This window comes from Bacillus pfraonensis, assembly GCF_050768835.1.
Classification (GTDB): Bacteria; Bacillota; Bacilli; order Bacillales; family Bacillaceae_G; genus Bacillus_A; species Bacillus_A pfraonensis.
Genome location: NZ_JAHCDO010000009.1, coordinates 64,840 through 77,770, shown reverse-complemented (window position 1 = coordinate 77,770; position 12,931 = coordinate 64,840). Strand labels below are relative to the sequence as shown.

Annotated in this window: 15 protein-coding genes; 3 read left to right on the top strand and 12 right to left on the bottom strand. The window is 34.1% G+C overall.

The features are described 5' to 3' along the window. Positions 1-17: 17 nt before the first annotated feature. Together KFD70_RS10255 and KFD70_RS10250 are read right to left on the bottom strand one after the other, a co-directional pair. The gene (locus KFD70_RS10255) at positions 18-566 is read right to left on the bottom strand and encodes a GNAT family N-acetyltransferase (RefSeq protein WP_431613176.1); all 549 of its coding nucleotides are present in this window, start codon (positions 564-566) and stop codon (positions 18-20) included. Positions 567-751: 185 nt separating this feature from the next. Continuing rightward, complete coding sequence (locus tag KFD70_RS10250; protein ID WP_336452383.1) at positions 752-2,260, bottom strand: class I adenylate-forming enzyme family protein; 1,509 nt, start codon at positions 2,258-2,260, stop codon at positions 752-754. Positions 2,261-2,855: 595 nt separating this feature from the next. Between KFD70_RS10250 and KFD70_RS10245 the strand changes: the two genes are divergently transcribed. After that, a complete protein-coding gene (locus tag KFD70_RS10245; RefSeq protein WP_431613175.1) occupies positions 2,856-3,500 on the top strand; it encodes a hypothetical protein in 645 nt (214 codons plus the stop codon). Positions 3,501-3,718: 218 nt separating this feature from the next. Here KFD70_RS10245 and KFD70_RS10240 read toward each other — a convergent pair whose 3' ends face one another. The 3 genes from KFD70_RS10240 to KFD70_RS10230 all read right to left on the bottom strand — a co-directional run bounded on the left by KFD70_RS10240 (position 3,719) and on the right by KFD70_RS10230 (position 5,938). Then, on the bottom strand, positions 3,719-4,234 hold the full coding sequence (locus KFD70_RS10240; protein WP_336452385.1) for a DinB family protein: 516 nt from the start codon (positions 4,232-4,234) through the stop codon (positions 3,719-3,721). A gap of 282 nt (positions 4,235-4,516) precedes the next feature. Then, positions 4,517-4,969 carry an NUDIX hydrolase gene (locus KFD70_RS10235; RefSeq protein ID WP_336452386.1) on the bottom strand — a complete coding sequence of 151 codons (453 nt, stop codon included), beginning with the start codon at positions 4,967-4,969 and terminating at the stop codon, positions 4,517-4,519. Positions 4,970-5,407: 438 nt separating this feature from the next. Beyond that, complete coding sequence (locus KFD70_RS10230; protein ID WP_336452387.1) at positions 5,408-5,938, bottom strand: NAD(P)H-dependent oxidoreductase; 531 nt, start codon at positions 5,936-5,938, stop codon at positions 5,408-5,410. Between the two features lie 130 nt (positions 5,939-6,068). Here KFD70_RS10230 and KFD70_RS10225 point away from each other — a divergent pair, with 130 nt between their 5' ends. Both KFD70_RS10225 and KFD70_RS10220 read left to right on the top strand, forming a co-directional pair. Beyond that, positions 6,069-6,392 carry a winged helix-turn-helix transcriptional regulator gene (locus KFD70_RS10225; RefSeq protein ID WP_336452457.1) on the top strand — a complete coding sequence of 108 codons (324 nt, stop codon included), beginning with the start codon at positions 6,069-6,071 and terminating at the stop codon, positions 6,390-6,392. Between the two features lie 262 nt (positions 6,393-6,654). Further along, positions 6,655-7,254 carry a hypothetical protein gene (locus KFD70_RS10220; RefSeq protein ID WP_431613174.1) on the top strand — a complete coding sequence of 200 codons (600 nt, stop codon included), beginning with the start codon at positions 6,655-6,657 and terminating at the stop codon, positions 7,252-7,254. Positions 7,255-7,372: 118 nt separating this feature from the next. Here the strand turns inward: KFD70_RS10220 and KFD70_RS10215 are convergent, their stop codons facing one another. From KFD70_RS10215 to KFD70_RS10185, 7 genes are all read right to left on the bottom strand, one after another. Further along, the gene (locus KFD70_RS10215) at positions 7,373-7,783 is read right to left on the bottom strand and encodes a DUF5360 family protein (protein ID WP_336452389.1); all 411 of its coding nucleotides are present in this window, start codon (positions 7,781-7,783) and stop codon (positions 7,373-7,375) included. Beyond that, a complete protein-coding gene (locus KFD70_RS10210) occupies positions 7,780-8,142 on the bottom strand; it encodes a DMT family transporter (protein WP_336452390.1) in 363 nt (120 codons plus the stop codon). Before KFD70_RS10210 ends, KFD70_RS10215 begins: the two co-directional genes overlap by 4 nt. Positions 8,143-8,156: 14 nt before the next feature. Beyond that, entirely contained in the window at positions 8,157-8,714 is a 558-nt protein-coding gene (locus KFD70_RS10205; protein WP_336452391.1) for a TetR/AcrR family transcriptional regulator, read from the bottom strand. Between the two features lie 680 nt (positions 8,715-9,394). Next, positions 9,395-10,066, bottom strand: coding sequence for a glycoside hydrolase family 25 protein (locus tag KFD70_RS10200; RefSeq protein WP_431613173.1), 672 nt, complete (start codon positions 10,064-10,066; stop codon positions 9,395-9,397). 140 nt (positions 10,067-10,206) lie between these two features. Next, a complete protein-coding gene (locus KFD70_RS10195; protein ID WP_431613172.1) occupies positions 10,207-10,500 on the bottom strand; it encodes a MazG nucleotide pyrophosphohydrolase domain-containing protein in 294 nt (97 codons plus the stop codon). 352 nt (positions 10,501-10,852) lie between these two features. Continuing rightward, entirely contained in the window at positions 10,853-12,202 is a 1,350-nt protein-coding gene (locus KFD70_RS10190) for an MFS transporter (RefSeq protein WP_336452459.1), read from the bottom strand. 39 nt (positions 12,203-12,241) lie between these two features. Beyond that, on the bottom strand, positions 12,242-12,931 hold the full coding sequence (locus KFD70_RS10185; protein WP_336452393.1) for a LutC/YkgG family protein: 690 nt from the start codon (positions 12,929-12,931) through the stop codon (positions 12,242-12,244).

Below are 12,931 nucleotides of genomic sequence, written 5' to 3'. Positions count from 1 at the left end.
TGACTTTACAAATTCCTTTATCCACCCATCTGATTTTTATAATAAATAAGAAAATCAGTCCACTCATCATTTTCAAAAGAAAATGCTTTTCTCGTGCATTCAAAATCAAATCCTGCTCTTTCCGCCAGACGAATCGATGGCTCATTATCAATGTTTATGTGTAGTTCAATGCGGTGGAATTTAAGATGATCAAAGAATAGGTCCATAGCGGCCTGTACACTTTCTACCCCATAACCCATTTTCCAGTACTGATTATGAATCGAATATCCCATCATCGCCCATTGATAATCCATTCTTAAAATTGTAATCAATTCAATCTTACCAACATTTGCACCATCTTCTTTACGAAAAATTCCTAACACATACATTTCATCTCGTTCCGCTGCTTCCAGAAACCCTTGTATCCATTCGACAAACCATTCTTTTGTTGCATACGCCATATCTTGATAACCATCATCATACTTATACTGAGATGCCGACCGATTATGAAATCCTTCATACCAGCTTATATAATCCTCTTCTCGAAAAGGACGAAGGATAAGTCGTTCCGTCTCTACTTGTAACAATGACTTTCTTAATGTTTATCTCTTCTTTCATATTCAATTCTCTAAATTCTATTTCCGAAGAAATATTTTTTATCATTAGAATTTTCTTTATTATTTTAATAGAATTACAAAATTTAGTAAACCAATACGATATCGAAATAAACAAAAGTCCAGTTATGCACAAAACATAACTGGACTTTTTATTTTCAGCTTATTAAAACATCACTTTTCAACTCTCTCTTCAATACTTTACCTAACGCATTTTTCGGTAAACTTTTAACAAACACTACTTGCGGTATTTTGTAGCTTGCTAATTTTTGTTTACAGTACTGAATAACCTCTTCTGCTGTTAAAGATGTGTGAATATCTGTGACGATATAAGCTTTTGGAATTTCTCCCCAAAAGTCATCTGGAATTCCAACTACAGCAACTTCCAATACACCATTTATTTCATGGATTACTTCTTCTACTTGATCCGGATATACATTATCGCCGCCGTGTACAATAACATCTTTATATCGTCCCATTATATATAAGAAACCCTCTTCATCTATCATGCCGGCATCTCCCATATAAAACCAGCTATCTTTTAAAACTTTTTTGGTCGCCTTTTCATTATTCCAATAGCCTTTAAACATATATGGACTTCTTACAAGAATTTCCCCAACTTCTTTCTTTGGTAATTCTTCACCTGTATCAGGATGAATAATTTTCACTTCCACGTTTTTAATTGGCTTTCCTACTGAAGACATTTTCTCTTTCCCCATGTCTGGCCGCCAAGAGCTAACAACCCATCCTTCTGTACTTCCGTATCCTTGGACCATATAAATTCCTTTTTCCGCATAGCGCTGTATAATGCTCTCAGATACTTTTGTTCCACCACTTTGCGCTATCTTGAAAGAAGAGATATCACGTTCTTTTTTATTTAATTCATCCAGCATATAACTATATACAGCTGGGAATGCGAGCATCGTTGTAATATTCTCTTTCTCAATTGTATCCCAAATAAGTGCAGGATCTGAATCAGAAAGGAAAACCATCGTAACACCATGATAAATACAATTTAATACAGAAAGAACGCCACTCATATGAAAAAGCGGATGTACAGAAAGGAAACGCTGTCCTGCTGGAATTTCGCTTTGACCTGCTACTTCAGTAAAATAATTATATAAATTTCTGTGACCAATTACACATGCTTTCGCATTCCCTGTTGTTCCAGAAGTGAATAAGAAGATGGCATCATCATCTTCATGAACAGTTACAGCTGGTTCATTTTTGGATTGTTTTTGTAACAATCGTTCAAATGACGGTGCCACATCCATCTGGTGTCCAGTCTCTATTGTCATTAGAATCTCTTTTACTGCATCAATTTTAGATAATACTGCTTTAAACTCAGTATCATAGAATAACATTTTTAATTTTGCTTCTTGTATAATCGTTTCTAATTCATAAGAAGTAAGCTGATGATTAAATGGGATCAGTATCGCACCAATTTTCAAACTTGCCATCATAATTGTTGGAAATGGATGATTATTCTTACACAAAATTCCTATACGGTCTCCCTTTTGAATACCTAATTCTAATAAGAAGTGTGCCAATTGATTTACTCGTTCATTATACTCTTTAAATGAATACCTTTTTCCTCCTCCAACAAGCGCCTCTACATCGGCTGATTGTTTTGCTCTTTTTTGTAAAAGTTGTTGCATCGTACTCAAGAAAAACGCCCCTTTTTCATTTTTTAGATTTTTATTTTACTACATTAACTATTAATTTACTAAAGATTAAACTTGATAAATTTTATTTATAATGTAGCTTTGAAATACAGTCACGATTTTTTAGAACATTGACGTACATAAAAAATGACTCGTGAAAACTGAGGTCTTTTTTATGCCTATTGATAGAGATTTTTATTAGAAAGTTATTTGAAAATTTTTAAGAATTTATGCAAGTAAAGCCTGTATCCACTTATAAGAGGACTAGGAAATAATTCTAGCTCCAGTCCGATTATGGCTGGAAACACCTTAAATGGTCACTGCTCGTATTTATAAAAAAACAGGGATAGCCCGCCATGCCCATTAAGCTAAAATTTTGAAGTATCGCCAAAATGAAATTTTTATCTCTCTAAAGTTACTTATATAAATATAGCTCTTTATTTCCCTTCTAACAGGATTCAAAGACTTGATATGGTTGATTTGAATAGGCTACACTGAATTGGACAGTTATTAAATTCTAGTAGCTTAATAACAAATCTTTAGAGAACGTCATGGAAAAACGTGAGTTTGAGGCGATAGCCGCAGAATGGAGGATGTTATGATAAAAATCGGTATAGATGGTGAAGCCTACTGGAGTGAAACAGTTGATTTAGGCGTTTTAAGTAAGTTCGATAGCATTTTTATAGATCTAGATGAATGTGACATAACAGGGGCGACAGATGATATGTCTCAAGAAGAGAAGATAGAAAAAGCTACAAAATATTATGGTAATAGATTTAAGGAGCTAGAAGCAAATGTAGGTTTTATAAATGAGCAATTTCTGATGTGGATTATAACGCACTTATGTGACATAGAATATCCATTTTGGGAATTTGGTGATGAAGATGAAGGCAGTGAAGATTATCCAAATTATATAGTTAAAGAAGAAATAAAAAAATTCGAAGATGAAAATGGACAATTAAAACATGATCCGTATAGTCTAAGTCCAATTTACAAAGAAATTCAGGAATATAATGCAGATAATAATGCAGATAATTTATCAAGCTATGAAATGATAGCGAAATATTTACCAGTTCTTGATTTTAAAAAACTTGTAGATACAATTAGAGCTGATAGCATAGATACATATGAAGATAACATAAACTTTCAAGTAAGTAGCGAGATTTGTGATGGTATGTTACTTTGTGCTACTTACGGAACAATATATGCCAATAATGAGCTAGAAGTTACGCATAATTGTTAATACAAAAGTGACTAGTTGTAGCTTTGGAATAAAGTTTAATTAAATTAACTCTATAAACCTTGATAAAATAGTAAATAGAAAAAGCGTGTTTTGAAAAAAAGATTGATCAAAACACGCTTTACATATATTCAATTAAACCATTCGTTTATAAATAAGTTTGATCATTTCTTGATCCTTGTGCCATTAAAGCGCCCGATTGTGAAATTGACAAAGGCAGTCTAATTATCGAATAGCCCTCTTCCTCTCAGATTTGCGGAAACAGGCTCTTTTCCTATTTCACGTGCCCATATAGATAACTGGCCGATATGGTGGATTTCGTGGACAATGACATGACGTATGATCTCTCCGTGTGTACATTCAATGACTCGGCGCCTGATTGGTGCGTCTCTAGAGCTAATCGGTTCTTCATTGAAATCAGTTTCTGAAAGTTTCCGAGAATCCATTTCATTTGTCCAAGATGTCACAAAGGGCTTCACTTTCTCGTGGTATTGAGCTGAAAGATTTTTCACTTTTTGTAAGCTAGCATAATCTTCAAACAATGGCTCCTCAGGCACTGGTTCACCTCGCAAACCTAAGATCCACATATATTCCACATCTACAATGTGAAATAAGGTATGTAGGATACTACCAAACCCACCGACCCGTTTCTTTAATAGTTCATCATCCGGTATGTCTTCGCACAATGTAAACCAATCATCACGAACTTGCCAGTTATATTGAAACAGTTTCAACATCACAACAACCTCCATCTTTTAGATTAACATTTAATATTCACCAAAAGACTTCACAATCCTTATTTAAATAATACCTCTAAACAAAACTGTTAAAATCCTCTACAAACTGGTGTATAGAGAGAATAAAGGTGTTTAATTTTGAATAGAAAAATAAGAACTTTATTACAATTCACATGTAGCAAGACTCTTTAAGTTTCTTTAAATGTAAATCAATCTATTTAAGTTTCCCCTCAAAAATAGATAATAAAGATGTTTAATTATGAAATCTTTATGTAAAAACTTTTATTTTACAAGTGTTAACACATCATCTTTATATTCGAATGAATAATCACTTGCTTTTTCTAATAGAACCGGTAAATATTCCTTTACCATTTCAGCAATCCCTAAATTAGAGGGATTCAGTATCCAACCAATGTGCTTCCAATCGAGAATACCTTCTCTTGTTTTTTTCATAGATTCACTATCTAATACTGTATCTATTTCAAATAAATACACATATAATCCATCTTTTTTACGATCACTAGTATCCCATGTAATGATACCCTTTGAATAATACTGATTTACCTTGAATCCTGTTTCCTCAAACACTTCACGAATTGCACCCTCATCAGCAGTTTCACCTACTTCATTTTTACCACCAACACCGTTCCACACTCCCATAATCGGTGCCTTTTCACGATTCAACATCAAGACTTTATCCTTATTTTTTAAGAAACATACGTTATATTTAAACACTTAATCAGCCCCACACTTAAATTTATTCTTTATTTATAGAAGTATACGATACAAATACCCCAAGTACCATTTCTATACTTTATAACACCTTTATTTGTTTTTAAATAATTTTATTATTTTTTAAACAACTTTATTATCTCATTATAACTGGCCTTTTAATTGAACATTCCAACAGGAGATTATTATGCATGCGATTATGAAGAATATATATTTAAAACAGATAGGAGTATCTATTTTTTCAGTATGTGAGTACACGATTTAAAATATAATATACATTACATAAAAGCGAGGCTTCTACTTACGTTTTAAGCAAACTTTTTTATAAAGTGAAATGTTCATCCAGACAAACAAAATCCATTTTGCTCAAACTTTATTTCAAACTAATACATTACATAAAAAATATCCCAATACCTTAAAAGGAATCGGGATATTTTCAAATCATATATAAAGATTACTTTTATTCATAATATATTTAACATAATCAGCTGCACTTCTTTCGATATCTTCATCCTTTAGTTCGTACTCAGCTCCATACAACGTAAATGTTGGTATGAATTTCATCCCTGTATATAGACAAGTTGCCTGGAATGGTTTTGTTAGTTCTTTCATTGTAAACCCATCCTTATACTGCGTTTCTAATCCCCCTATAGAAATCGCCAATCCAAATTCTTTATTACGCACTTTATCTCCTGTAGAACCATACGCGAAACCGTATGTGAGTACATCATCAAACCATTTTTTTAATAATGGTGGTGAACTATACCAATAGAATGGAAACTGAAATATGTAGCGATCGTGTTCTAATAATAGCCTTTGTTCATGCTCAATATCGAATTCCCAATTAGGAGCCGTTTTATACAATTGATGAACCGTTATCTCATCAGAATATTTCTCCAGTTCTTTTATCCATCTTTTATTAATTCTTGATTTTTCAATATCTGGATGTGCTACAATTACAAGTGTTTTCATCAATTATTTTCCCCCTTATAAATAAATGAAATCCTTTAGTATTAGTATGTATTAGTTACATATAATTGAAAAGTACGTACTTTCAGGTGCTATAGGAACCTCAAAGTACCTATGGAGGTGTAATATGAAGATAAATCAGAATCAAAACTTCCCTATCGCTACTACCCTTGAAGTCATCGGAGGAAAATGGAAGAGTAGTATTTTATGCATTCTAATGAATGGAGAGAAGCGGACACACGAACTGAAACGTGCTATCCCAGAGATTACACAAAAAGTTCTGACGCAACAATTACGGCAACTTGAAGCTGATGGGATTATCCATCGAACTGTATATCAAGAAGTTCCACCAAGGGTCGAGTACACAATAAGTGAATACGGAAAATCTTTAATTCAAATTATGAATGAAATGTGTGAATGGGGAAAAGATCATCAAATCAAGAAAACAACTAATTGAGTTAGCACAGCAAATGTTATAAATCTAATTTAAATACAAGAAAGAACTTGGCATATCACCAAGTTCTTTTAACTTTTACTCTCCAAAAATAAATTGCTTGAAACTCCCTACACTCTCAATAATTTATGTTTTTCTAAAAATTAAATGGAAAACAAAGAATATTCCGTTTTTTTATTTATAAAACTTCAGAATATTTACAATACTACAAAAACGATATACATTTTAGTTGCAAGAAAAATCTAAGCAAAAAGGGGATGTTGGTATGTTTAAGAAGTTAGCAGTAGGAGTATTAGCAGCAAGTTTTGCATTAACTGGAGGGCTGGGAACAGTATCAGCAAATGCAGAAAAAGATTATACGATTAAATCGTTCGACTATGTAACTGTAGATGGAGAGAATGTAGATTCTCTAGCAACAGTGAATACCCCATCTAACGAAGACATAAAAATAACGATGGTTCTACCTAAACAAAATAAAAACGGAGATTGGTTAGCATATGGTTTTACAAGCAAAGAAACCTTGGATGCTTTCATTGAAAAAGATAAACAAAGACTAAAAAACAAAATACAGCCCCTAGGTAGTGGTGCTGGTAGTACTGATTTCTATGAACATAAAAATAAAGGTGGACAATATATTTATTGGAGTAGCGGGTTTAAAAACTTACCTTCTAGCTGGAATGACAGAATTTCCTCCGTAAGTACGGCGTCACCTTCTGCAAGCTATTCAACGACACTGTGGGAGCATACTTCAACTCAAGGATATGGCAAAGGCGTCTTATTTAGACACTCTGATTGGTATGGTAAAACTGCGAATCTAGCTGCGGATTGGAACGATAAGGCTTCAGCAATTGAAATCAAGAAGTAATGGTAGATTTCAATTGACTAGGTGAAGAAATTGAAAAATCACTATTCTCTCATCGATTTAGAAGAAATGAGAGAATAGTGATTTTTTTAGAATGTTTTTGCACTGAGAAACAGAGCGATTATCCCACTTTTTTAGCCCCATACCATCCACATTCTCTCCAAATACCTTTTAAGAAAAAACATGGATAAAGTAATAAATACAGATTAGGAATCCACCAGGAAATATCGAAATCTAAACGGATTGTCCAAAATGCTAGAGCTTGTAAACCTGAACAAAAAGTTAAAATTAATGATAAGAACGCAAAATGACTCCAAGTATGCTTTTGTTTAGCATACAAATATAAACTTAATAATCCCGTCAGCGAGATGAATAAATCCAATGGTAGAAATGACCAGTTCCATGCTACTAAAATAGGATTTTGATAATCTTTAAACAAATATTCTTGTGGAATCATATGAAAAATTGTTATGAACCAATATATAATAAATCCAATATCAGTAATAAGGAAAAAATATTTTAAACGATTCAACGTATACGTTCCTCCACTACTTCTTTTTTCTTCTCTTCATGTGCCGTACTACTAAAATTTAAGATCACGACTCCAATTAAAATAAAAAACATCGCTAGTATTTTAATCACATTGATACTTTCTCCAAAATAAAAGAAACCAATAATTGTAATCGTTACAATTCCCATACCTGACCAAATTGCATATGCAACTGATACCTCCAGTCCCTTTAATGCAAATGACAAAAATGAAAAGCTTACTACATAAAATACAAAAATAAGAATACTTGGGATAAGTTTCGTTAATCCATCAGATAGTTTCATCGCAGTTGTACCCGCTACTTCAAATAAAATTGCTAAGCATAAATAAATCCACTGCATTACTCTCCCACCTTCTATTTTGAATTAGAAATTCCGTATAGCAACATGTCCATAATAGATTCAAGCATACTCCCCAATGTATAATCACTCTTTTCCATAAACATAGGATCATATATGCGATTCAGTGCTCCTAAATATAATTCAATAAAAAATGGAATTTGAATTTGTCTAATACTCCCTTCTCTCATTCCCTCTTCTATTAACCGAATTACAGTAGACCAACCTTCACGTAAAAACTGATCTAATTTCCGCCATTGATTATAATGATATTTTTTTAGTTCTACTAATAACCGTGCATCCATGAGTTTAAATTGTTGTGGAATACAAATTAAAATGCGTCTTATTTTTTCAACTGTTTGTAACGTTTCATCATCTGCGATATCTTTTTCCTTTTCTTGAATACTTTCTATTACACTACGAATAACTTCATCTACGATTTCATCCTTTGAAGAGAAGTGCTCATAGATTGTCCTCTTACTCACAGCTAGCTGTTTTGCTAAGTCACTAATTGTAAATGTAAACCCCTTCGTTTGAATTTGATACATTGTTTCTGTTATGATTCTTTGTTTCATAATCCCCCTCCTAAACCTTTGGTACTTATCTGTTTTTATTAGTACCAATATCATCTTACAATATTTAACACATATGAACAACTATCATTTCACAAGCTCTTTTCCATCTAATGAATGAAAACGCTCAAGGCATAAGCCTTGAGCGTTTTTAACTTTTATATAAAAATTATTGCTTACCACTCTCGATCCATTTTCACGCCACAATTGTCACACGTATAGTTTTTTCTGACAACTTCAATTTTACTGAAGATTAAACTTGATAAAATTTATTTCCAAATAAAGTGAAACTTTAATCAGTGAGGGTTTTCTTCATTCCCCACTGATTATTAGCCCTCACCAATCGGGCCTTTACGGGCAGTAATACTCCCACCTAACTTCTTTAGAAAAGCGGAAGCGGCTCGCTCAGAATCGCAGGACGTTGGAACCCCCGACAGAGAGGCGCTTTTTGCCTCGTCCGAGGGAGTGAAACGACCGGAGATTCTAGCTGCTAGAGCTGGACTTTACTCCCGCCGAATTTTGAAGTGGGAGTATTACTGCCCTAAAGTAGCGGGATAAAAATATCCCGATTCCAATAAAAGAATTGAGATATTTTCAAATCATATATGTAACATACTCAGCTACACTTCTTTCGATATCTTTAGCCTTTCATTTATATTCTGCCCCGTATAACGTATTAGAATCTACTTCATACCATACTTTTCAAATTCTTCTACAGTACCACGAAACACATTTAAATCAATAAACTTTTCTTTTCCACTATATCCTTTTAGCCTACCTCTATTACTATATTGCCAAAACGTCCATGTTCTATCATCTGACAAGCTCGGCTTTGTCAAAACACTCCGTATCCATATATCACATTCAAGATAATTATCCTTTATATATAAATCATATGCCTCTGGCGTGGCATACAATATAACCCGTTTTTGATAATGCTTTTCTAATATTTGTATCATCATCGTTAGTTCTCTTGCAACATCTTCACGCTTAGGAGGATTTGCTTTTTTATTACCGTAAAATTCTACATCAATTACTGGTGGTAATGCTTGTTCAGTTTTTGGTACAGTTCGTATATAATGCTCAGCTTGCGAGCCACCTTTACTATCAAAACTAAAAAAGTGATACGCACCAATACGCATATTTGTCCTACTAGCATGATTCCAGTTTTCTGAAAAATATTGATCTACAAAAGAGCTTCCTTCTGTTGCCTTTATAAAAGCAAACTTGATTCCTTGTTCTTCTACTTCTCTCCAATCTACTTCCCCTTGATATGACGCTACATCTACACCTTTCACTGAAAATTTATTTGCATTGAAATAATTCGGTATCCATATTCCTTGAAGTATTAACATAGCAACTATAGCTACTACACCAATTATTGAACTGAAAACAATCAAAATTAACTTTCTTTTCGAACCTCTATATGAATCTTTTATATATAATCCCTCCCATACTTATTTGACTTTACACAAAATACCATCCACATTCTTTGTTAATCTTCCTTTAACCATACTCTCTCTCTATTGATTTCCATCTTTTCCTGAAACGCTTCCTCCAAATCAATTTCTAATTTATTCGCTAAATCACATACATTCCAAATGACATCGAACATTTCTAAACCTATTTCTCTTTTGGTATCCTTATCATCACTTCGCTTTATAATCGCCTCTGTTAGTTCCCCTAACTCCGCCATTAAATACATTGTACGTATTTCAATTGTTGTATTCTGAAATCCTTTTTCTTTACTGAAGCTTGATACATATTGCTGAAATTCGGAAAGATTCACTTTATATCCCCTCTTTTTTTATAAATTTCCTCTATCAATCTCTTATCTTTTTTATATTTACAACAATTCGGCTGCCCTTCTGCACGATGTATTTTCAAGCTATTTAACTCATATACAACTGAATATAATGTCCCAAAATTATATTTTTTCAGATTCAAACAGATATGCTCTTTACTATTCGACAAAATATCCTGTGCACTTTCTCGATTTAACTGCGAATTTTTTCTTAACTGTTCTTCCATAACCTTTTTTCAATTTTTCCCACCTAACTCATATTTTACTATAAAAATCATTTATTTTAGACAAATGAAAAAACGAGTTTACATACAACTCGTTTTCCACAAAAATGATTTTAAATGTTCGTACGCGGTTCCTCCAATCTCTCCTTATTCCTCCTCTTAAACAAACTTTCAGGCCTAGTTTGCTGCCCTGGTTTTACAAACCACATCGCTCCCATTGCTATAGCGGCCAATACTGCAGCTACAATAAACATAGAAGGATAGCCGTAGCTTACAACTAAGTATCCCGTTAAAGTCGGGGCTAAGATTGTCGCGATATTCGCGATGAAATGCATAATTCCGCTATACGTTCCGGCTTGAACAGGAGCTGTGTCAACAATGATTGCCCAAAATAATGAACTTGGCAAGAAAGCAAATGCATTTCCAAGTGACATGAGTGCTAATACTGCAACATAATTATTCATCATTGGAATGAAACTGAAGCAAACCGCTGTAAGGAACAAAGCAATAATCGGCAATCCTGTTCGAGCTAAACGGAGGTTTCCTGTTTTATGTAGAATACGATCAGATAACTTCGCACCTAGCGGTAAAGTAATACAAGCGCCAAGCCAAGGAACCATTCCAAGATACCAAAGAGAAGATAATTGAAAATGGAATACATCTTGTAGATATTTCGGTGTCCAAGTTAAGATTAAGAAATTAATATACTGGAAACAAAAATATGCTAATGTAACCAAAACAAATGTTGGCACTTTAAAAAAGGAATACCATGGCTCTTTTTTGATTCCTTTCTCTACTTTTACCGATTGAAGTACGCCTTCAGCACTTCGTATTTCAGCTAGTTCTTCTTTCGTTACTCGCGGGTGATCCTCAGGCATATTGGTAAAAGTAAAATACCAAATAATCGCCCATACAATTCCAATTACACCAAGGATAAAAAACATCATTTTCCAGCTTGTAAAAGAGAGTAACAGAACCGCCACAGGTGCAGTTAATACTGCGCCTAACGGAACACCAACAAAACCAAGGGATGTTAGAAAAGCTCTTTCTTTTGGCGCTGCCCAGTTTGCTGCTGTCTTATTCGAAACCGCGAAAGATGGCCCTTCTGTGAATCCAAATAAAACGCGGAACAGTGCAAATCCCGCTAAAGCAGATCCTCCAAAAATAGCCATTCCTATTTCTCCAGCAAAAGCGGTCGCAATTTCAAAAATAGACCAAGTCGTTGCTGCTACAATCCATACAAATTTTGGTCCTTTTTTATCCGAAAAAATCCCTCCTAATAAAGAACCAATCATGTAACCGTAACCAAAATACCCTAATATCGCTCCCCATTCTTTCGGATCAAACCCATATTCTTTTATAATGAAAGACTGTGCATAAGCGATAGCTCCGCGATCAATATAATTCACCATCGTAATTAACGTGAGCATCGCAAAAACATAATAGCGGAATTTGTTCTTCATCAAAATCCCCACTCCCCCTCGTATACTACTATTTTCTCTCTAATCTTTTAATAAAATGACATGAACCTTACCAGGGCCATGAACTCCAAAAGCTAATTCCATTTCAATATCACCCGTCCTACTTGGTCCAGTGATAAAGTTAATACAAGCAGGGAGTCCATTTGGAACATGTTCATGTACTGCAGCCACTCCTTCTGTTAAACGCCTATAAATTGTTTGTTCTGAAAGAATTGCCACATAAACTGGCGGCAAAACACTAACTAAACGGCCACGCCCACCGCCATTCCATAAAACAACCGTTCCAGTCTCAGCTAACCCCATTTCTGCATATGTAATTCCCATATCAGCCTGAGCTACATAGTCTCGTAGTTCCCGTTCATCTTCTTTACTCTGCCAAATTCGATGAGAAACGAAATTTCTCGTTAAATGCTCTACTATTTCAAGCTGATGTAATCTGTCATCATCCCAATACACCGCCGATTGAACATCAAATTTTCCCACAACATACTGAAGTGCCTTCTCTATTTCTGAACGGTATATGTGACTTACTTCTGTATGCAATGCATTCAAGTTTGTAATAAACTGCTCTACTAAACTTTCGTGATCTATCTCTTTAGGAAAGTGCCTAAGTGGATCTTTATTCCACTTGGGAGGAATTACCCCGGAGCGACGGTTTCGCCCTAGTTTACGTGCAATATTGTATAAAAAAGATTCTTGTACATTTGTCAT

Coding starts and splice junctions, on each gene's coding strand:
- KFD70_RS10230 (WP_336452387.1), bottom strand. CDS start 5,938: ATGAAAACACTTGTAATTGTAGCACATCCAGATATTGAAAAATCAAGA.
- KFD70_RS10190 (WP_336452459.1), bottom strand. CDS start 12,202: ATGAAGAACAAATTCCGCTATTATGTTTTTGCGATGCTCACGTTAATT.
- KFD70_RS10210 (WP_336452390.1), bottom strand. CDS start 8,142: ATGCAGTGGATTTATTTATGCTTAGCAATTTTATTTGAAGTAGCGGGT.
- KFD70_RS10205 (WP_336452391.1), bottom strand. CDS start 8,714: ATGAAACAAAGAATCATAACAGAAACAATGTATCAAATTCAAACGAAG.
- KFD70_RS10245 (WP_431613175.1), top strand. CDS start 2,856: ATGATAAAAATCGGTATAGATGGTGAAGCCTACTGGAGTGAAACAGTT.
- KFD70_RS10185 (WP_336452393.1), bottom strand. CDS start 12,931: ATGACAAATGTACAAGAATCTTTTTTATACAATATTGCACGTAAACTA.
- KFD70_RS10240 (WP_336452385.1), bottom strand. CDS start 4,234: ATGTTGAAACTGTTTCAATATAACTGGCAAGTTCGTGATGATTGGTTT.
- KFD70_RS10200 (WP_431613173.1), bottom strand. CDS start 10,066: ATGTTAATACTTCAAGGAATATGGATACCGAATTATTTCAATGCAAAT.
- KFD70_RS10220 (WP_431613174.1), top strand. CDS start 6,655: ATGTTTAAGAAGTTAGCAGTAGGAGTATTAGCAGCAAGTTTTGCATTA.